This window comes from Mannheimia sp. E30BD (assembly GCF_041807785.1).
Taxonomy (GTDB): domain Bacteria; phylum Pseudomonadota; class Gammaproteobacteria; order Enterobacterales; family Pasteurellaceae; genus Mannheimia.
In genome coordinates, this window is the sequence record NZ_JBGTYX010000022.1 from 9,911 (window position 1) to 30,338 (window position 20,428).

At 39.0% G+C, this 20,428-nt stretch carries 17 protein-coding genes and 1 pseudogene; 10 read left to right on the forward strand and 8 right to left on the reverse strand.

The genetic code is table 11. The features are described 5' to 3' along the window. Positions 1-3,299: S6 family peptidase (locus ACERCG_RS10300; protein ID WP_373611981.1), on the reverse strand; the 3,299-nt coding region annotated here is incomplete at its 3' end. A 185-nt stretch (positions 3,300-3,484) separates the two neighbouring features. On the opposite strand from ACERCG_RS10300, the gene tpiA reads away from it, so the two are divergent. Then, the gene (gene tpiA / locus ACERCG_RS10305; RefSeq protein WP_373611982.1) at positions 3,485-4,276 is read left to right on the forward strand and encodes a triose-phosphate isomerase; all 792 of its coding nucleotides are present in this window, start codon (positions 3,485-3,487) and stop codon (positions 4,274-4,276) included. A gap of 107 nt (positions 4,277-4,383) precedes the next feature. On the opposite strand, the gene ACERCG_RS10310 is transcribed toward tpiA, so the two are convergent. The 5 genes and pseudogenes from ACERCG_RS10310 to gshAB form a co-directional block, all read right to left on the reverse strand. After that, positions 4,384-4,845 carry a DUF986 family protein gene (locus tag ACERCG_RS10310; protein WP_176807600.1) on the reverse strand — a complete coding sequence of 154 codons (462 nt, stop codon included), beginning with the start codon at positions 4,843-4,845 and terminating at the stop codon, positions 4,384-4,386. Between the two features lie 89 nt (positions 4,846-4,934). Continuing rightward, the gene (locus ACERCG_RS10315; protein ID WP_159629032.1) at positions 4,935-5,771 is read right to left on the reverse strand and encodes a PTS mannose transporter subunit IID; all 837 of its coding nucleotides are present in this window, start codon (positions 5,769-5,771) and stop codon (positions 4,935-4,937) included. Positions 5,772-5,784: 13 nt separating this feature from the next. Beyond that, positions 5,785-6,585, reverse strand: a complete 801-nt coding sequence (locus ACERCG_RS10320; RefSeq protein ID WP_159629033.1) for a PTS mannose/fructose/sorbose transporter subunit IIC — start codon at positions 6,583-6,585, stop codon at positions 5,785-5,787. An 11-nt stretch (positions 6,586-6,596) separates the two neighbouring features. Beyond that, positions 6,597-7,574 (reverse strand): PTS mannose transporter subunit IIAB, encoded by a 978-nt coding sequence (gene manX / locus ACERCG_RS10325; RefSeq protein WP_373611983.1) that lies wholly within the window; start codon positions 7,572-7,574, stop codon positions 6,597-6,599. Between the two features lie 249 nt (positions 7,575-7,823). Next, positions 7,824-10,098 (reverse strand): annotated as a pseudogene (gene gshAB / locus ACERCG_RS10330) (bifunctional glutamate--cysteine ligase GshA/glutathione synthetase GshB). Positions 10,099-10,304: 206 nt separating this feature from the next. On the opposite strand from gshAB, the gene ACERCG_RS10335 reads away from it, so the two are divergent. After that, the gene (locus ACERCG_RS10335; RefSeq protein WP_373611984.1) at positions 10,305-11,108 is read left to right on the forward strand and encodes a tyrosine-type recombinase/integrase; all 804 of its coding nucleotides are present in this window, start codon (positions 10,305-10,307) and stop codon (positions 11,106-11,108) included. Between the two features lie 59 nt (positions 11,109-11,167). On the opposite strand, the gene asd is transcribed toward ACERCG_RS10335, so the two are convergent. Then, positions 11,168-12,064, reverse strand: a complete 897-nt coding sequence (gene asd, locus ACERCG_RS10340) for an archaetidylserine decarboxylase (RefSeq protein WP_373611986.1) — start codon at positions 12,062-12,064, stop codon at positions 11,168-11,170. A 161-nt stretch (positions 12,065-12,225) separates the two neighbouring features. After that, positions 12,226-12,555, reverse strand: a complete 330-nt coding sequence (locus ACERCG_RS10345; protein WP_373611987.1) for a ComEA family DNA-binding protein — start codon at positions 12,553-12,555, stop codon at positions 12,226-12,228. Positions 12,556-12,847: 292 nt separating this feature from the next. On the opposite strand from ACERCG_RS10345, the gene ACERCG_RS10350 reads away from it, so the two are divergent. The 8 genes from ACERCG_RS10350 to ACERCG_RS10385 all read left to right on the forward strand — a co-directional run. Continuing rightward, complete coding sequence (locus ACERCG_RS10350) at positions 12,848-14,068, forward strand: LysM-like peptidoglycan-binding domain-containing protein (protein WP_373611988.1); 1,221 nt, start codon at positions 12,848-12,850, stop codon at positions 14,066-14,068. Positions 14,069-14,126: 58 nt separating this feature from the next. Then, entirely contained in the window at positions 14,127-14,546 is a 420-nt protein-coding gene (locus ACERCG_RS10355) for an MliC family protein (protein WP_373611989.1), read from the forward strand. 31 nt (positions 14,547-14,577) lie between these two features. Beyond that, positions 14,578-15,615, forward strand: coding sequence for a lipopolysaccharide heptosyltransferase II (gene waaF / locus ACERCG_RS10360; protein ID WP_373611990.1), 1,038 nt, complete (start codon positions 14,578-14,580; stop codon positions 15,613-15,615). A 65-nt stretch (positions 15,616-15,680) separates the two neighbouring features. Further along, entirely contained in the window at positions 15,681-16,640 is a 960-nt protein-coding gene (rfaC, locus tag ACERCG_RS10365; protein ID WP_373611991.1) for a lipopolysaccharide heptosyltransferase RfaC, read from the forward strand. A 119-nt stretch (positions 16,641-16,759) separates the two neighbouring features. Next, positions 16,760-17,134 carry a 30S ribosomal protein S12 gene (rpsL, locus tag ACERCG_RS10370; RefSeq protein ID WP_005543325.1) on the forward strand — a complete coding sequence of 125 codons (375 nt, stop codon included), beginning with the start codon at positions 16,760-16,762 and terminating at the stop codon, positions 17,132-17,134. Between the two features lie 130 nt (positions 17,135-17,264). Further along, positions 17,265-17,735, forward strand: a complete 471-nt coding sequence (rpsG, locus tag ACERCG_RS10375; RefSeq protein ID WP_159629043.1) for a 30S ribosomal protein S7 — start codon at positions 17,265-17,267, stop codon at positions 17,733-17,735. A 93-nt stretch (positions 17,736-17,828) separates the two neighbouring features. After that, on the forward strand, positions 17,829-19,931 hold the full coding sequence (gene fusA, locus ACERCG_RS10380; protein WP_373611992.1) for an elongation factor G: 2,103 nt from the start codon (positions 17,829-17,831) through the stop codon (positions 19,929-19,931). 59 nt (positions 19,932-19,990) lie between these two features. Then, positions 19,991-20,428, forward strand: a 438-nt coding sequence (locus ACERCG_RS10385; RefSeq protein ID WP_373611993.1) for a GTP-binding protein, incomplete at its 3' end; no start/stop codon positions are given.

Below are 20,428 nucleotides of genomic sequence, written 5' to 3' on the forward strand. Positions count from 1 at the left end.
ATTTCTACCAAACCTGTATATTCAGGCAGAGGCTCAGCCGTAACGCTTTCGCCTTTTTGTGTGATTTTTGGCTCTTCCCTTTTTGTTGGTTTTAGATAGTATGCCATTCCTACCTTTTCTAAGTCGTATGTATATTCACCAGATTCCATTGGCTCTTTTAGTGTTAGAGAAAAGTTATTTTCACCGCTTATTTCTAATAATTTAATTTTGTCTAGAGAATTTGCCTCCTTTATTGGGGAAATTTCAGCAGTAAATTGACCGCTTGCAGAGCCAATAATTTTCACAACGTTACTTGTAGTTTGAGCCAAATCGGTTGTGAATTTAAATACACCATTACCAGATAAGGTATTAGCTGTTAACGTACCGCGTAGCTCTAAGGTTCCACTTGCCATATTTAAAACATCTAATACGGTTGATGTGAGTATTGTTAACGTACTACTTAGATTTACTGTTGAGCCTGTATCGGCAGTAAAATGGCCTGTTTTGCTTATGCCTGTGAGATTTAGAACACTTCCATTATCAAGCTGTAAATGGGTTGTTTCTTCCGCTGTAATTGAACCAGACATTGTGGCTTTACTGCCTAGGTGGAAAGTTGAATTATCATTTAATGTTGCATTACCATTGACGATTGTTCTTTCCCAGCTATTTAAATCGGCATCGGAAAGCGTCGCAACATTACAAGTGGTCATACCAGTTCTATCAGAGCGAATACATTGTTGTGATTTGCTTTGGCTAAAGCCTATTTGGGCAGTAGCATTATTAGCTAAATTAAATTGACCTGTTACATTTGATACGTTGCGAGAAACTTCAATTTTTCCATTATCTTTAGCCGTAAAAGTTGTAGCACTAAATTTACGATTGAGCCAATCTCCTTCCACAATGACTTCTTGCTTCTTTAGGTGATCGTAAGCGTGTGGTGTTGGGCGACCAGATAAAATGATCTCGCTTGTACCTTCAGCAATTAAATTACCGTTAAGATTTGTGCCACCTGTGATGAGTAATTTTCCATTTGCAACTTCAGTATTAACAATGACATCTAATATACCCTTGTTATTGGCATCACGTTCGCCAAAGTAACCACTATATGGGAGAACGGAGCCTTCAGCTGATTTTACTTTTTCAGCAAGTACTTTATTTTTAGCTAAATCTTCATTTGTACCTAATGTTTCAAAGAATTCGTTATCCCTGATTAACCCTGTACGGATGTCAATGTCAACAAAAAGTTTGTGGGCATTAAAAATTTCTGTGATTTGTTTCACCGTTAATGGTTTTTTCAAACGAATATAATTGGTCGGTTGATTTGGTAAACGCTGGAAGGCAAAAATATCGGTTGTTGCCATATTTGGCGATATTTGATCTGGGCGTGAAATTGCCGTGACTTTTACCTGTTCAGCCGTTGGGCTAGCGATGCCTGTTAAGTGTAACTTTGCTGCTTTTTGAGCATTATTATTCACAATAACTGCACCGTCATCTGAATTTTGAATACGGTGCATAATAATGCTATGTCCATTTAAATCTAATTTACCGCCACGATAACCAAAATAGATATTGTTAGGATTGACTTGATTAGCACTATTAAGTATGACTGTTGGGCGACCACTTACAATTCCCACTTCAGAAAATGCAGATTTTTCGCCATTTTCACCCGCTTGTTGATCGAGAATGAGCGTGCCATCTCCAACACTGATTGAACCTGGGTTTTTCCCTTTGCCGTTAACGAGTAAGGTACCTTTACCAATTTTGGATAGGCGGTCTCCATTTGGATTGTGAAGTTTCCAGGTAACGGTTTTATCTTTATCAATATCTAAGCCAGCACCTAGCCAAGAGATATTATCGGTTTCTCCTTGAAATGTAGCGTTACTATGAATATGGATAGCCCCCGCTCCTTGGTTAACATCACCAGTTAAAATGAAGGTGTTATTTTCACCGTTGATATGGAATGTTTTACCGTGGTGTAATTGTGGGTTCCAAGGATTATCGTTTGTATTGCCGTTATGTCCTTTCAATGTAGGCAGTGCAGTATCGGCTAAATCTACTTTAAGAGAAGTCGTGCCATCTGAAATGGTGCTACTATTGCCTTGTGGCTTCCAAGTAAGTGTTGCTCCAGTTGTTGTGATGGTACCTGCAGTATTTTCTTTTTCTAATGCACGAACGTAGTGTGGGTGATGATAGTTCCAGTAAGATTTAAATACATCTCCGCCAGGAATATTCCCTTCAGAGAAATAATCACTATAAACGCCCAGTACCACCCATTCTTTTTTCTTAAGGTTGTATCCCCAGATTGCAGAGCCACTATCACCAGGTAAGCCAATAGTTGTTAATGGACCATAGCCGTGATCTTGGAATACATCATTTGTTTTATTTGATAAAGCAACTAAAATTTTGCTTAAGCCGTTATCAGTATCGCTACTTACAGGGAGTACACTTCCACCAATTAAAAATGTACCGCTACCTACCTCAATACGTCCCTTATTTAAACGATCTGTAATGTTATTAACTATAGCTTGTTTGCCTGAACCCGCACGAATAAACATAGGGAATAAGGTGCGGTCGCCAAACTGCTCGTAATAGTCATAAAGACTCTGACCATTTTCAGGCTCGATCTGTTTTGCAGGCACGACTTCGGTAACGAGTTTAGCTAGGCGAGGTGCGTGATAATCCCAGCGATTAGTGGGGTTATTGGATATATCATAAATGATTTTTTCACCATTATCATTTCGTTCACGAGATTCACCATTTTTACCTTTATCCGCTTTGAGTTTAGCAGGATCTGGCCGGTAGTTATTGCGTTTTACTAACCGATAATCGTAATGGTGATCGTCTAGCTTATTGCTACTTGAATCGCCAAATTGTACGGAGTTATAACTTTGATTATGATTAACACTGATAACATATTGTGGGTTTACTAAGGTGGCAAATCCCAATGTACGGTTAATTGATGAGAAATCGATCATTGGAATTTCAACTGGATCAAGTATAACTTCTTTATAGCGAGGAGGCTCTTCTCCATTGCACTGCGGTGGAGGATTGCTACTAAAACAGAGTCTAACATCAAAACGAGGTGGCTCAATTTCAATAAGTTTTTTAGGCGTTACATTTAAGAATGTGCCAATTTGCTGATCTTTGTTATTCAGTACAGGAATATTAGTCGCACCAACAAAAAATTTTCCTTTGTTTTCAGCGAGATCGCGAAAGTATTGATAATCTACATCGCCACGCACAATAGCGGCGTATGTTGAAAGGGGAAGAATAGACGCTAATGTAGTGGCTAAAAATGAGAGAGTGAACGCTTTTTTCATAAGTAATATATTTTCTCGTTTATATCGTCAAAGTTGGGTATTATAGACTTTGTAAAATAAGAGTTAAAGCAAGTTATGCTTTTAGAGGAAATTTTAGGAAAAATGACATAAAAAATGATTAAACTAATAAAATTTGGTATAGTTCACACCAGTTGATACTTAATTTAACTTATAGGAGAAACAATATGGCACGTCGTCCACTAGTAATGGGTAACTGGAAATTAAATGGCGATAAAGCGTTTACTAAAACCTTAATTGCAGATTTAAAAGCAGAATTACACGGCGTTGAAGGCTGTGATGTGGCAATTGCACCACCGGTAATGTATTTGGCTCACGCAGAAGCATCACTTGCGGGGTGTGGCTGTGGTTGTAGCGAAAAAGGCTTAATTGCATTAGGTTCACAAAATGTTGATGTGAATGTAAAAGGGGCTTTCACAGGCGATATTTCCCCTGAAATGTTAAAAGAGTTTGGTGCGAAATATATCATTATTGGGCATTCAGAGCGTCGTACTTACCACAAAGAGAGCGATGAATTTATCGCACAAAAATTCAAAGTATTACAAGACGCAGGCCTAGTGCCGGTGTTATGTATCGGTGAAACTGAAGCCGAAAACGAAGCAGGGAAAACCGAAGAAGTCTGTGCAAAACAAATTGATGCCGTGATCAATGCTCTTGGTGTTGAGGCATTTAATGGTGCAGTAATTGCTTACGAACCTGTTTGGGCAATCGGCACAGGTAAATCAGCAACGCCAGCACAAGCACAAGCGGTTCACGCATTCATTCGTGGTCATATTGCGGCGAAATCACAAGCAGTTGCAGATCAAGTGATTATTCAATACGGTGGCTCAGTAAATGAGGCTAATGCAGCAGAATTATTTGCTCAGCCAGATATTGATGGTGCATTAGTCGGCGGTGCTTCACTTAAAGCACCTGCATTTGCGGTAATTGTAAAAGCAGCGGCAGACGTGAAAGCATAATTTAATTAGTATTTTACAAGCGGTTGTTTTTCTTTAAGAATTTGCAAAATTGTTGGGAAAAATAACCGCTTGATCTTTTTATTGATAAAGCCGTTATATTTTGTTTTTTATTTCTCGAAAAAATTAACGACAGATTGAAGATCTTCTTCGTTTTCAGGCTGGGCAAGTAGCCTTCTTCCTCCGTGTAAATCAATTACTAGTACTTTTTCATTTGTGTTTATCTCTGCAATATTTATTTGATAAATTTTAGCGTAATTAAAGTAAATATTCGCAAAGAAGAAACCCTCTTGCTTTAATAAAAGGCGTGGTGAACGAAAAAATGCTAAATAGACGGCTAAAATAACACAAGTGCTAAGCAGATAGAGTGTAAATGCTGAAATTTGGTTTTGAACGCCATAGCCAATCGATAATATGATTAAGCCTATTAATAGCCAAGTATCAATGGTTTTTTGTTTTTTAAGTATGATAGTGAGTTTTGTTGGTCCTTTAAGTCTATCCATTAGGATTTGGTCGTAAACAGCAAAAAGTAAGCTAAGTAAGATAAAGAGAAAAAGAATAGTATTTGTCATAATTCTAGGTAAAAGATAAGTAGAGAAGCTATAAAAAACCGCTTGAACGTTCAAGCGGTCATTTTTGAGAGAGATTTTACATATCGGTTTTAAGCTAATGCACCTGTTGCAGCACCTAAAATACCAATGACAAAGAATCCTAAGATAATCCAAATTGCATTAACACGATGACGAAGTAGCCACATACAAGCAAAAGTAAGTAGTAATGGTAATAAACCTGGCATTAAACTATCTAAAATGCTTTGTACCGTGGTGATTTCAGTGGTGCCATCTTGTTTTTGAATAGTAGAAAGTACAAGAGGAACATTGATACTAGTCCATTTTTGGACTAATGCTCCCATAATAAACAGACCTAAAATGGATGCACCTTCGGTTAATTTTTGTAATAGGCCTCCGCTCATATCTTGTACAACATCTAATCCTTTTTTATAACCATAAACAACGCCATAATAGCGAGTGGCTAAACGGACAAGATTGAATAAGACAAAGAATAAAATTGGACCTAAAAGCTCGCCTTTTAATGCTAAACCTGCACCTAATGCTGCGAAGACTGGGCGAACGGTTCCCCAGAAGATTGGGTCACCTACACCAGCTAGGGGCCCCATCAGACCGACTTTAATTCCATTAATTGCGGCATTGTCGATCTCTTTGCCGTTTGCACGCTCTTCTTCCATCGCAATCGTTACGCCTAAAATCGGAGCTCCGACAAATGGCTGAGTATTAAAGAATTCAGAATGGCGTTTAATTGCTTCTTTACGGCCTGGGTCATTTGGATCAGGATATAAACGTTTGATAACAGGAACCATAGCATAAGCAAAGCCTAAAGCCTGCATACGTTCAAAGTTCCACGATCCTTGAAATAAGTTTGAACGACGTACAACGGCATTCAAATCGCTTTTTGTTACTTTTTTGATTTCGGTTGTCATATTGAATGCCCTCTTAGTCTAAACGGTTGTCTAAATCATTTTTTTGTGCCGAAGTTACTACGACTTGCTGGCTTTTATTGTATTTTGGATGCATATGGATATAGACCATCGCGATTACAGTACCTAATACGCCGAGTGCTACAAGGTTGAAATTGGTAAATCCAGCAATCACAAAACCCGCAAAAAAGAACGGCATTAAATGACCTGCACGCATCATATTAATCACCATCGCATAACCAACAACCGCAATAAAGCCACCAGCAATTTTAAGTCCTGTTGTTACCACTTCTGGAATAGCATTTAACATTGTTTGTACAGCATCTGTACCTGCCGTTAAGGCAACAATTAACGCAGGAATAGCAATACGCATTGCTTGTAGGAGTAAAGCACCACGATGTAGCCAATCTAGACGGTTTAAGTTACCATCTTCTATTGATTTATCTGCTGCGTGTTGGAAGCCAACTGTGATAGCTCGCACAATATAAGTTAGTACTTGACCTGCAGCAGCAAGCGGGATTGCAATAGCAATACCTGTTGAAATATCTTGTCGACCGACGATAACAAGGATAGTTGAAACGATAGAGGCAAGGGCTGCATCAGGTGCAACTGCCGCACCGATATTCATCCAACCTAATGCTAACAGCTCTAATGAACCACCCACGATGATACCAGTCGTCACATCACCTAACACTGCACCTATCATAGTACAAGCAATTAATGGACGGTGAGTTTGCCATTCATCTAGAATTGAACCCATACCAGAGATACAGGCAACGAGGAATAAAAGCACAATTTGTAATGCTGAGAGTTCCATATTGATTTCCTTTAGATTAAATTATGTTTTTTCAATAAATCCATCATATATTGACGGCTATCACTTGATACTTTGCGTACTTCCAACTCGACACCTTTAGCGTCCATCGCTTTGAAAGCCTCAATATCTTTCTGATCAACGGCAACAGTATGGCTGATCATTTGTTTTCCTTCTTTATGTGAGATCCCCCCTACATTAATTGAATTAAGAGGAATGCCTCCTTCAATCAGTGCTAACACATCGCTAGGGTTAGTGAAAAGCAGCATCACTCTATCATCGGCGTATTCAGGATTGTTATAGACACGAATCATTTTAGGTACATCAACAACGTGTGCCGTAACACCAAGTGGCGCTACACTTTTTAACATTGTCGTGCGAATGCTGTCTTTTGCAACCTCCTCATTGACGACAATAATACGATTTACCTTGCTTTCTTTTGTCCAGACCGTTGCGACTTGACCGTGAATTAAACGATCATCAATACGGGCAAGAGCAATCGTCATCCGGCGACCATCATCGACAATTTCAGGTTGTTGGGTAACAGATGTTTCTTGTTCTGGAGATGCTGTAGTTGCTTGAGCAACCTCAGGTTGATGGTTTAAAGAACGAATACCTGTTGTGCCTGCCTCTAATGCGACTTCAACAAGTTCTTCTAATGATTCAACATCATCTCTGGCCATACAGGTATTGACTAACATAGGGATATTCACTCCAGCAACAACATCCATACCAGATTTTCCATCTTGGAATCTGTTAGCTGCATTGAAAGGGCTTCCTCCCCACATATCTACAAGAAACAGTACTTGATCACAATGTGACAATGGGCCATCAACCAATAATTGATATTTCCCCATAATAGTTTCTGCATTTTCACCAGGAACAAAATCAATGTAGGCGACATCTTCTTGCTCGCCAATCAACATTTCTGTTGTCTTGAGAAGTTGCTCTGCAGCGACACCATGGGTTGCTACGATAATAGCAATACTCATATATTACTCCTATAGAGATATTTTAAGTTATTAATCGGGGTGTGATTTTAATATGATAATTATTTCACACAATGTAATAATTACAGAAGTGTGATCTATATCGCATATTACGCTATTTTTTGTCTATAAATTAGACTAACATTCTTTATTTGGAGTGCTATTGTATGAAAGAAAATTTAATTTGAGTGATAAAGAAAAGCCATTGATCATCAGTGGTTCCTCATAATATAAACAGAATAAGCATAAATTTTAATGATTTATTTCTGGAAATAACATTTTAATCACTGCTTTGGTTAGACGGCGAGATTTTCCTTGATAGGGGAAAATATGCATCATCATTGGATTGAAGTTTGCCTCAATCACTCCCCAAGAGCTTAAATTTGGCTCGGCAGCTTGAGTGGAGATCGGGAATAATTAAATCCACGCCACACACTTTCGCTCCCATATTACGAGCAATGCTGGCAGCAATTTGTTTATAGCTTTCGTGCATGTGGTCAGTCATATCAATCGAATCGCCCCCTGTGCTGATATTAGAATTGGCACGCAGTTGCACGGTTTGACCTCTCTCAGGCACAGCATCGACAGTTAAGCCTTGCTCTTTTAGTTGTAACTGTTCGATTTCGCCTAAGGTGATTTTTTTAAGAGGGCTGCGAGAGCCATCGCCTCTGAGTGGATCGTCATTTTTCATTTCAACCAATTCTTTAATGGTATGAACGCCATCTCCGACTACATTAGCAGGCACACGCAGAAGCACGGCAAGGGTTTCACTGCCTAACACAAAGAAGCGGTATTCGGTGCCAGTCAAATAATCTTCCACCATCACTTCTTTGTCTTCACGGAACGCAATTTCTACCGCTTTTGCAAAATCTTCCCGATTTTTGACCGCTTGTTGGAAAATCGTGATGCCTAATCCGTAGTTGGTGGATTTCGGCTTGATCACCACAGCCTTGCCCTCAAACAGCGGATAGTGAGCGACTGCCTCTTCAAGTGTGGTAAATTCGACACTTTTTGGCACATTGAAACCTGCTTTTGCCAGTACTTTTTTCGTTACCACGTTATTTTCCATAATCAATGGCGAAATGTATTGATCGTGGCTGGTCATATTACCATTTTTTACATATTCCAAATGATTGCCAAATTTCAGGGCGAGAAATTGATCGTTTTCATCGAGCAATTCCACCCCAATTCCTTGTTGGATTAAATCAAAGAATAACGCCTGAGTAGAAAGCTCCATATTGTCAAAAGCAGACAGGGCATAAAAACGATCAAACGCTTGAGCTTTATAATCTTGAGCGAGTTTTGCACCTAGTGCTTTATAGCTACCGAATTGATCGATGGCTTTAAGTAAGCGTCCATTAATGGTTTTTGTGAGATCGGCAAACTGAGCGATTTTTTCACGCACGAGCTCTAGATTCTCTTCGCTTGTTCCTAACGCTTCAAGCATCGCTAAAATGTGATTTAAGATGGCTTCTCCTTCAGTACGGAAGGCGGTTTCAGTTCTGGGATCTTCAAGTGCGACTTGGTAAAGTTTCTGTTTGCCAATTTCTACCTCTTTTTGACCGCTTGTTTCTTCCAACCAAAGCATACCAAGCAAGAAATAGTGGATAAATTTCGCATCACTTAATTCAATACCATAAGGTGCAAATGGATTGAGATCGAATAGGCGGAACTCCACATATTGCACGCCTTTTTCCAGTAAGTCTCGTGCCTTTTTACCGCCACGCAAACGCACGTTAGAATAGAACTCTTTTTCTGCAATGAGTAAGCCTTTTGAAACCTGTGCTTCAAGGGTTTCGACATAGCTTTCTAAACTGTCGTGATTCACCACAACTTGCTCTGAATTGACATAACCATAAGGACTAGAGCGTAAACTACGCACTAATTGCCCTTCTGCAAGCGGTGATTTATGATAAAAATATTGCGATTCCACGGTTGGGGTGGCGGCCAATAAATAAATGAAAATCCATTGATAACGCAGGAAGTTATTCGCTAACTTCATATAAAGTACATTTTGGAATGTTTTCAAATTAGGGTATTCAGTTTGCAAAGCAAATGCTTTTTCAACAAACTCAGGCGAAAGCTGGAAGTTATAATGTATGCCGCTTACCATTTGTTTGTATTTACCATAGTTAGCCGAGAGGTATTTGCGGTAGTTTACATCTTCAGGGTTATCAAATTGTGCTTCTAAGATTAACTCTTCAGGCGGTAAACCCGCGGGCATACTGAGTGGGAAGAGGTATTCATCTTCTGGTAAAGAGCGTAAAACCACCTCGTGTATTGCGGATAACCAGCGGAAACTGTCTTCCAATTTCGCATTCGCAGGAGTAATTAGTTCTAGCTGACTTTCGGCAAAATCAGTCTGGATATAAGGGTGATAAGCGCGATTTCCAAATACGGCTGGGTGTGGGGTTGTAACAATATTACCTTCTTTATCAATACGTTGACTCTCTTTTTCTAACCCAAAATTTCCTTGTTGAAATAGTAATCCTAAATGATTTTCTTGGATAATTTGTTGTAGTTTCATTATCTATCCTTATTTGTCGATAAATTTGATGCACAATATCAGAAATGAAATACTTAGTGAAACAATAGGTCTTATTTATTGGAATGGTTTAGATGATTGGGTTATAGCCATTATTAATATGGTATCAATATGATTAAGGTAAAATATAGTAACCCGTAGATCTATAATTATTATATTGATTTTCAACCAACAATAAGGAAATCAATATGTTTATTTTATTTGAAAAACACCTCTATCAATCTAATCTTGCTGAGAATACTCAAACAGCTTATATTTTTGCTATAAAGCAGTATCACAAAAAGTTTTCTGAGTTGTCCAAAATTAATTTACAGCGGTATAAAGTGTTCTTAATTGAAAACTATAAACCGCAGACGGTTAATTTAAGGCTGAGAGCAATAAATTACTATCTGGAGTTTCTTAAAAAAGAGAAGTGGAAATTATCTTTTATTAAAGTTCAACAAAAACCATTTTTAGAAAATGTAATTAGTGAGGCGGATTACGCCTACTTTAAACAGTGTTTGAAAGAAGATAGGGAGTTTTATTGGTATTTTGTGATTAGATTTATGGCTGCCACAGGTGCAAGGGTAAGTGAGCTTATCCAAATCAAGTGCGAACATATCAAAATTGGCTACTTAGATCTCTACTCTAAAGGGGGCAAATTAAGACGAATTTATATCCCAACTGCATTACAACAGGAATGTTTAGAATGGCTAAGATTAACGAATAAACAGAATGGATTTATTTTCCTTAACAAATATGGCGATAGAATTACCACTCGTGGCATTGCTAGCCAATTAAAAGTATTTGCTAGACGCTATAAATTAGATCCTAAAATTGTTTACCCTCACTCATTTCGCCATCGCTTTGCAAAAAGTTTCTTAGAACGCTTTAATGATATCGCATTCCTTGCAGATTTAATGGGACACGAGAGTATAGAAACCACAAGGATCTATTTGCGTAAAACCAGTACAGAGCAGCAAGACATTGTGAATAAAATTATTGACTGGTAATAAATAAAGGGCAGATCAGATCTGCCCTTTAATTTAATGTAGCAAGGAATTTGATTAGGTTAGTGAGTAATTACTTTGCCTAATTCTTCACCCATTCGGGTTTTTGTACCTGCAATAAGTGCTGGGTTGAGGTGAACTTTACCTTTCGGGAAAAGGTTGATTACAGTTGAGCCTAAACGGAAAGCTCCCATTTCTTCGCCTTTTTGTAATTTAATTGCTTTTTCGCCTTCGGTTTCGTAGTTCCAAACGACAACTTCATCAGCTCGTGGTGGATTGATAACACCTGCCCAAACCGTACTCATACTTGCCGTAACCGTTGCACCCACTAAAATTTGTACCATCGGCCCGAATGCAGTATCAAATTCACAAATCACACGTTCGTTGCGGGCAAATAAGTTTGGAACGTGTTCTGCTAAAAATGGATTAACCGAATATAATTCGCCCGGTACATAAATCATTTTGCGTAATGTAGCATCACACGGCATATGCACACGGTGGTAATCTGTTGGCGATAAATAAGTGGTAATAAAGGTACCATCTTTAAATTTTGCCACCATTTCTTCATCATTGACCAATAAGGTCTCTAACGTAAAATGATGACCTTTTGCTTGTAATAAGCGGTTATCAGAAATTTCGCCTGATTCGCTTACTTTGCCGTCTGCTGGCAGGCAAACAGTATTTAAATCATTATTAATTGGGCGAGCACCTTCTTTTAATTCACGAATAAAAAACTCATTGAAAGTGGCGTAATCTGAAGGCTCGGTTTTTACTGCTTCAGATAAATTGACTTTGTACTGCTTGGCAAATAATTTAATAATAAAATGAGTAACAGCTCCCCATTTTTGTTCCGCTAACCAACCTGCCACTCTAGTAATTGCTAATTGTGGCAATAAGTAGTGTAGAGCGATTTTTACACGCTGTAAATAAGTTGGAGTCGGGTATGATTTTAATTGCATTGCGTTTTCCTTTTTTGATTAAAAACTGAAGTCCGTTTTTAAATGGGGGCAAATATAGCAAATGCAATACAAAGAGCGAAAAAAATTAACAAGATGTTGAAGTGGCTACAAAGAAAAACAGATAGGGGCTTTGTAGTTTATCCACTTCAACAATATTTTTACTACTCTAAAACAATATTAGCTCGATTTTTTTCTACCGTTGCTTGCCCAATGCCAGAAACTTCGGCAAGTTGCTCAATGCTTTTAAAATTCCCGTTTTTTGTGCGGTAATCTACAATAGCTTGAGCTTTTTTTTCGCCAATACCGACTAATTTATCTTGTAATTCAGCAGTACTTGCTGTGTTGATATTGACCACATTGGTGTTCATTGGTTCTATCTTTTGCTCAGTTTGAACCGTGTTATTTTGCTCAACTTGTGGTGGGGTTTGAGCAAAAGCTAAGGTATTCAAGCCGATTAATAGACCTAATGCGAGCGTTTTCATCTTTTTCATAATATTTTCCTTCTGGTTGAGTAAATTTGCGATGAGCTTAAAAGCGAAGGGTATTTATCTCAAGCAGCAAAATTAAAATTTTCGACACAGATCGAAAAAATAGAAAAAAGCTAAACTTATTGCCTTGCATTTGGTCTGAAATTAAGCGAGATTATGATGATTTGCAAAAAATTTATGAAAAATGACCGCTATTTGTGTAAAGTTATTCAAATAAATTCAAATAAATAGTGAATTGATTTAGAATAGCGGTTATTTTTATATGAATTAACCCCCTATTATTTTTTGGAAAAATATGACACAAAATAACTTTCGTAAAGAGCCTGTTTTTGGCGAACCTTTAACAACTCCTAGCCAAGAAAACAACAGTCAAGAAAATGAAAAGGTAGAGACAACCGAGGTAGAATCACAACATAACGATAAACCTTATGTTTCTTTACATTCTACAAAAGCACCTGGACACACATTTACGCCAATTATGAAAAGACCTGATGCGACAGTAGAAGATAAAACAGCAGATGTATCTACAGCTAACTCAGCAAAAGGATTTCAATTTACACCTAGCTCAGAGAATGCAGAGAGAGTAGAGCCAAAAGTTATAAAACCTGCTCAAGAAGGTTTTACAACTGAGCGTATTATTCCAAATGCAGCAACAACTGCCGCTGGAGCCACGGTTGCTGCTACAAAAACAAAAGATATTAAAGCTAAAATGCCACCTAAAACTCGTCGTTTATTATTAGTTGCGCTATTAGGCTTAGCATTATTAGTGCTATTTTTCTTATTAAAACCAAGTACACCTGAAACAGTGGAAGAGTTACAATCGCAACAAGGGGGTAGCCTACCAATTGAATTCCGCCCTGTAGATGAAGCGGAAGCAAAACGAGCGGAAGAACAAGCTCGTGCAGAACAAGAAGCTGCAGCTAAAGCTCAGGAGCAGGCTCAAGCAACTCAGCAAGCTCAAGAGACTCAGCAGCCGGTACAAGCAATAACATCGGTAGCACCAAGTCAAACTGAACAACCTGTTTCTACCCAAGTGCAAACTAATCAGTCACAGGTAGCACAAACCCCAGTTGAGAATAAGCCTGTGGTTGCACAACCGGTAATTAAGCCAAAAACAGAAGGCAGCGTGGTATTCCAACCTGAAACTGCACCAAAACAACAGCCTAAAGTGGCACCACAGCCACAAAAAGAACCTGCAAAAAAAGTAGTAGCTAAACCAGCAGAAAAAGCACCAGCTAAAGCTGAAGTAGCTAAAACAAATACTGCTTCGGCAGCGGTATCGACTAAAACGATGACTGTACCAAAAGGGGTATCATTAATGCAGGTATTCCGTGATAACAATTTAAATATCTCTGACGTTAATGCAATGAATAAAGTAAATAACGTTGTGAGCAATTTAAAAGTGGGCGAACGAGTAACTGTTCGTTTAGATAAAAATAACCGTGTAGTTGAAATGAGCATTGGCTCAGGTGGTACATTTACCCGCCAAGCAAACGGTAGCTATACTTTTAAATAATAATGAAAGGAAGGGCAACGCTACAAGCGTTGCTCTTTGTTTTTTTTAGGAGATGTATATGAACTTATTTTATAAATCCTATAAATTTATAGTCTTATCAGCATCAGCAATAGTGCTAGTAGCTTGTGCAACAGAGGTTATTCCACCAGTTGAGCAACTTGAAAAAGCACAAAAAACAACAGAACCTGCTAAAACGGTCATTAAGCAAGTTGAGAAAGCGACAGAGGTTAATTTATATCTCTGTAAAAATAATAAAAAAGTCGAAGTTGAACGTCAAAAAGTTGCTAAGAATGATGCGAAAAAAGAAACAATTATAGTTAATTTTCAAGGTTCAGCTCATCAACTTTCTCCTTCAGTAACCAAAAATGGTAAAAAATATACCAATATCCGCTGGACTTGGCACGAAATGCGCAATGGTAAAGCTTTTTTGTATGATAATACGAAAAAAAACCTTGCTGAAAACTGTGTAAAACAATAAAAAGCGGTTGGTTTTTAAGAGAATTTTGCAAATGAATATTTTAGTTATCGGGCCTTCTTGGGTTGGTGATATGATGATGTCTCACTCGCTTTATCAACAGCTTAAAGTTCAGTATCCGAATTGCCAGATTGATGTGATGGCACCTGATTGGTGCCGTCCGCTTTTAGCTAGAATGCCAGAGGTGCGAAAAGCCATTTCAATGCCGATTGGACACGGCTCGTTCCGTTTGTGTGAGCGTTATCAACTCGGAAAATCATTGCGAAATCAATATGATATGGCAATCGTGTTACCGAATTCATTAAAATCTGCGTTTATTCCGCTTTTTGCGAAAATTGCTAAACGTCGTGGCTGGAAAGGCGAAAGCAGATATTTCTTCTTAAACGATCTTCGCTCAAATAAAAATGATTACCCAATGATGGTGCAACGTTATGTTGCATTAGCTTTTGAGCAAGGGGCTATTCCTCAAGCAGAACAGTTACCGATTGCTTACCCTTATCTTCAAACAGATAGCCAAGAAATCGAACAAACCAAAGCGAAATTCGAGAAACAGCTAAGTTATGCAGAAAATCGCCCTGCCATTGGATTTTGTCCGGGAGCGGAATTTGGCCCTGCCAAACGTTGGCCTCATTATCACTATTTAACATTAGCAAAAATGTTAATTGAGCAAGGTTACTCAGTTCGATTATTTGGCTCGAAAAAAGATGAAGAAGCAGGCGAGCAAATTCGCTTATCTTTACCTGAAAATCTACAACGCTATTGCTTGAATTTAGCAGGGCAGACGGATTTAAACCAAGCGGTAGATTTAATCGCAGATTGTAAGGCGGTGGTAAGCAATGACTCAGGTTTAATGCACATTGCCGCAGCACTTAATAAGCCATTGGTTGCTCTATACGGCCCAACTAGCCCACAATATACGCCGCCGTTATCTGAAAATGCGGTGATTATCCGCTTAATTGAAGGTGGATTAATTAAAATCCGCAAAGGTGATGGGGCGGAAGGTTATCATCAAAGTTTGATTGATATCGAGCCACAAATGGTAATGGAAAAACTCCAAGCATTATTAGCATAATTCACCACAAGTGGTCGTTTTTGGTAAAAAACTTGCAAAAGACGACCGCTTATGATCTTACAACTATGAAAGTTCTAATCGTAAAAACCTCGTCAATGGGTGATGTGTTACATACCTTGCCAGCCTTAACCGATATGCAAAATGCGATTTCCAATTTGAGTGTAGATTGGGTTGTTGAAGAAAATTTTGCTGAAATTCCAACTTGGCATTCTGCTGTGAATAAAGTGATTCCCGTCGCTATTCGCCGTTGGCGAAAAAATTTATGCAAGCGTGCTACTTGGGTGGAGTGGCAAAATTTCCTGCAGGAGCTAAAAAGTGAGCAATATGACGCTGTTATTGATGCTCAAGGGCTTATCAAAAGTGCTGTGCTAGTTACTCGCCAAGCCAATGGTAAAAAGTTTGGTTATGATAAAAACTCAGCTCGTGAAGGGCTAAGTAGTCTATTTTATGATGAAAAATTTGATATTCCTTACCAACAGCACGCTGTAGAGCGTATTAGAAAATTATGTGCAAAATCATTAGGTTATACTTTTCCTAAAACGAAAGGTAATTACTCTATTGCTCAACATTTTGCAAAAAAATCTGAAAAAATAACCGCTTACGTTATGCTTATTCACGCAACAACTCGAGCAGATAAGCATTGGAAAGAGGCATATTGGGTAGAGGTTATACAAGAACTCGCTAAGCAAAATATTGAAGTGAGATTGGCTTGGGGAAACCAAACTGAAAAAGAGCGAGCAGAGCGTTTAGCAATAGTAGCGAGCAATGTAGTGGTTCTCCCTAAAATGGGATTGACAGAATTAGCAACGCAAATTGCAGGTGCTAAAGCGGTGGTTTCTGTTGATACAGGCTTGAGCCACTTGGCAGCAGCTTTAGATAAACCCAATGTGATTTTATATGGAGCAACCGATCCTAAGTTAATCGGAGCTTATGGGCAAAATCAGACTTATCTAAAAGCGGATAAAATGGAAAATATTACATCTTCACAGGTGCTAGAAAAATTGCTGCCATTGATTAACACATAATCACTTTTGCTTTTTGGTTGTACTTGACTTTTGTCCTCAATTAATTTAAAATTTGCTGTCCTTTCGTGTGAAAGGATATTTTAATTTTATTTTTAATAATTTTAACTGGAGCTTTTTTAATGGCAACTATCAACCAGCTAGTACGCAAACCGCGTGTGAAAAAGGTTGTAAAAAGTAACGTTCCTGCATTAGAGGCTTGCCCGCAGAAACGTGGCGTGTGTACTCGTGTATACACTACTACACCTAAAAAACCGAACTCAGCATTACGTAAAGTATGTCGTATTCGTTTAACAAATGGCTTTGAAGTAACTTCATACATCGGTGGTGAAGGTCATAACCTTCAAGAACACAGTGTTGTATTAATTCGTGGTGGTCGTGTTAAAGACTTGCCAGGTGTTCGTTACCACACAGTACGTGGTGCACTTGACTGTGCAGGCGTTAAAGATCGTAAACAAGGTCGTTCTAAATACGGCGTTAAACGTCCTAAAGCTTAATGGATCTCCGTTGAGTAAGGCCAAACGTCTAAATTTTAATATTTAAACCATAAACTCCAGTCAAGATGCCGTTAGGCAGATTAGATGAGTTTTGGATATCCTGAAGATTTAATATACGGAGAAATTTCCAATGCCACGTCGTCGTAGTATTGAACCACGCAAAATTCTTCCAGATCCGAAGTTCGGTTCAGAATTACTTGCAAAATTTATTAACGTGTTAATGGTAGATGGTAAAAAATCTACTGCAGAAAAAATCGTTTACGGTGCATTAGAAGCTTTAGCACAACGTTCTGGTAAAGAAGCGTTAGAAGCATTCGAAATCGCATTAGAAAACGTACGTCCAACTGTTGAGGTTAAATCTCGCCGTGTTGGTGGTTCTACTTACCAAGTACCAGTAGAAGTTCGTCCAACTCGTCGTAACGCTTTAGCTATGCGTTGGATCGTAGAAGCAGCTCGTAAACGTGGTGACAAATCAATGGCATTACGTTTAGCTAACGAATTATCAGATGCAGCAGACAATAAAGGTTCAGCAGTGAAGAAACGTGAAGACGTTCACCGTATGGCTGAAGCTAACAAAGCGTTTGCTCACTTCCGTTGGTAATCGTTTAAGTAAGCTTTTTCAAGGCTTCATCTTGTGTGGTGAAGCCTTACCCTTATTAAGAATTTCAATTTAAACCAAAAAGGTAATAATTAAATGGCTCGTCAAACCCCTATTGAAAGATATCGTAATATCGGTATCAGTGCGCACATCGACGCGGGTAAAACAACGACCTCTGAACGTATCCTTTTCTATACAGGTGTAAGCCATAAGATCGGTGAAGTTCATGATGGTGCAGCAACAATGGACTGGATGGAACAGGAACAAGAGCGTGGTATCACAATCACATCTGCTGCAACAACTGCATTCTGGTCAGGTATGTCACAACAATATCCACAACACCGTATCAATGTTATCGATACTCCGGGACACGTTGACTTTACTATCGAAGTAGAACGTTCAATGCGTGTTCTTGATGGTGCGGTAATGGTTTACTGTGCTGTAGGTGGTGTACAACCTCAATCTGAAACTGTATGGCGTCAAGCTAATAAATATGAAGTACCACGTATTGCATTCGTAAATAAAATGGACCGTACGGGTGCAAACTTCCTACGTGTTGTTGAGCAAATCAAAACTCGTTTAGGTGGTAACTCTGTTCCTCTTCAATTACCAATCGGCTCAGAAGACAACTTCAAAGGAGTGGTTGACTTAATCAAAATGAAAGCAATCAACTGGAATGAAGCTGACCAAGGTATGACTTTCACTTACGAAGATATTCCAGCAGAGATGGTTGCAGATTGCGAAGAATGGCGTAACAACCTAGTTGAAGCAGCAGCTGAAGCATCTGAAGAATTAATGGAAAAATTCTTCTCTGGTGAAGAGTTAACTGAAGAAGAGATCAAATCTGCATTACGTCAACGTGTATTAGCAGGTGAGGTGATTCCAGTTTGCTGTGGTTCTGCATTCAAAAATAAAGGTGTTCAAGCAATGCTTGATGCAGTAATTGATTACTTACCAGCACCAACTGATATCCCAGCAATTAAAGGTATTAATGAAGATGAAACTGAAGGTGAGCGTCACGCAAGCGATGATGAGCCGTTCTCCTCATTAGCATTCAAAATTGCAACTGACCCATTTGTAGGTAACTTAACGTTCTTCCGTGTTTATTCAGGTGTAATTAACTCTGGTGATACAGTTTACAACTCTGTAAAACAAAAACGTGAGCGTTTTGGTCGTATCGTTCAGATGCACGCTAACAAACGTGAAGAAATCAAAGAAGTTCGTGCGGGTGATATCGCAGCTGCAATCGGCTTAAAAGATGTTGGTACAGGTGATACATTATGTGCAATCGATGCGCCAATCATTCTTGAGCGTATGGAGTTCCCAGAGCCGGTAATTTCTGTAGCGGTAGAACCAAAAACTAAAGCTGACCAAGAGAAAATGGGCTTAGCATTAGGTCGTTTAGCACAAGAAGACCCGTCATTCCGTGTTCACACTGATGAAGAATCTGGTGAAACTATCATCTCTGGTATGGGTGAGTTACACTTAGATATCATCGTGGACCGTATGAAACGTGAATTCAAAGTGGAAGCGAATATTGGTAAACCTCAAGTATCTTACCGTGAAACTATCCGCACTCGTGTGAATGATGTGGAAGGTAAACACGCAAAACAATCTGGTGGTCGTGGTCAATATGGTCACGTTGTGATCGACTTATACCCATTAGATGCGGAAGGTCCTGGTTACGAATTCGTGAACGAAATCAAAGGTGGTGTAATTCCTGGTGAATACATTCCTGCGGTTGATAAAGGTATCCAAGAGCAACTTAAATCTGGTCCATTAGCAGGTTACCCAGTAGTAGATCTAGGTGTTCGTTTACACTTCGGTTCATACCACGATGTTGACTCATCTGAGCTTGCATTTAAACTTGCTGCATCATTAGCATTTAAAGCGGCGTTCGCAAAAGCAAACCCAGTATTACTTGAGCCAATTATGAAAGTGGAAGTTGAAACTCCACCAGACTACGTTGGTGATGTAATCGGTGACTTAAGCCGTCGTCGCGCAATGGTAAACGGCCAAGAAGCGAACGAGTTTGTTGTTAAGATCAATGCTGAAGTTCCACTTTCAGAGATGTTTGGTTATGCAACAGACTTACGTTCACAAACTCAAGGTCGTGCATCATACTCAATGGAACCTTTAAAATATGCTGAAGCTCCGAAAAATGTTGCTGACGCTATTATTGAAGCTCGTAGAAAATAATTTGTTTAACCTGAGCCAGAGCAATAGGGCTATGGCTCATTTTTTAGGAAGATATTAAAGTGTCTAAAGAAAAATTTGAACGTACAAAACCGCACGTTAACGTGGGTACAATCGGCCACGTTGACCATGGTAAAACAACTTTAACAGCAGCAATCACAACTGTATTATCAAACCACTTTGGTGGTGCAGCTCGTGCATTCGACCAAATCGACAACGCACCGGAAGAGAAAGCGCGTGGTATCACCATCAATACTTCACACGTTGAGTACGATACAGCAACTCGTCACTACGCACACGTTGACTGCCCAGGACACGCGGACTATGTTAAAAACATGATTACCGGTGCGGCACAAATGGACGGTGCTATCTTAGTCGTAGCAGCAACAGATGGTCCAATGCCACAAACTCGTGAGCACATCTTATTAGGTCGCCAAGTAGGTGTTCCATACATCATCGTATTCTTAAACAAATGCGACATGGTAGATGACGAAGAGTTA

Bases quoted from the DNA above. Each gene is read 5' to 3' on its own strand.
- tpiA (WP_373611982.1), top strand. From the start codon at position 3,485: ATGGCACGTCGTCCACTAGTAATGGGTAACTGGAAATTAAATGGCGAT.
- ACERCG_RS10310 (WP_176807600.1), bottom strand. From the start codon at position 4,845: ATGACAAATACTATTCTTTTTCTCTTTATCTTACTTAGCTTACTTTTT.
- ACERCG_RS10315 (WP_159629032.1), bottom strand. From the start codon at position 5,771: ATGACAACCGAAATCAAAAAAGTAACAAAAAGCGATTTGAATGCCGTT.
- ACERCG_RS10320 (WP_159629033.1), bottom strand. From the start codon at position 6,585: ATGGAACTCTCAGCATTACAAATTGTGCTTTTATTCCTCGTTGCCTGT.
- manX (WP_373611983.1), bottom strand. From the start codon at position 7,574: ATGAGTATTGCTATTATCGTAGCAACCCATGGTGTCGCTGCAGAGCAA.
- ACERCG_RS10335 (WP_373611984.1), top strand. From the start codon at position 10,305: ATGTTTATTTTATTTGAAAAACACCTCTATCAATCTAATCTTGCTGAG.
- asd (WP_373611986.1), bottom strand. From the start codon at position 12,064: ATGCAATTAAAATCATACCCGACTCCAACTTATTTACAGCGTGTAAAA.
- ACERCG_RS10345 (WP_373611987.1), bottom strand. From the start codon at position 12,555: ATGAAAAAGATGAAAACGCTCGCATTAGGTCTATTAATCGGCTTGAAT.
- ACERCG_RS10350 (WP_373611988.1), top strand. From the start codon at position 12,848: ATGACACAAAATAACTTTCGTAAAGAGCCTGTTTTTGGCGAACCTTTA.
- ACERCG_RS10355 (WP_373611989.1), top strand. From the start codon at position 14,127: ATGAACTTATTTTATAAATCCTATAAATTTATAGTCTTATCAGCATCA.
- waaF (WP_373611990.1), top strand. From the start codon at position 14,578: ATGAATATTTTAGTTATCGGGCCTTCTTGGGTTGGTGATATGATGATG.
- rfaC (WP_373611991.1), top strand. From the start codon at position 15,681: ATGAAAGTTCTAATCGTAAAAACCTCGTCAATGGGTGATGTGTTACAT.
- rpsL (WP_005543325.1), top strand. From the start codon at position 16,760: ATGGCAACTATCAACCAGCTAGTACGCAAACCGCGTGTGAAAAAGGTT.
- rpsG (WP_159629043.1), top strand. From the start codon at position 17,265: ATGCCACGTCGTCGTAGTATTGAACCACGCAAAATTCTTCCAGATCCG.
- fusA (WP_373611992.1), top strand. From the start codon at position 17,829: ATGGCTCGTCAAACCCCTATTGAAAGATATCGTAATATCGGTATCAGT.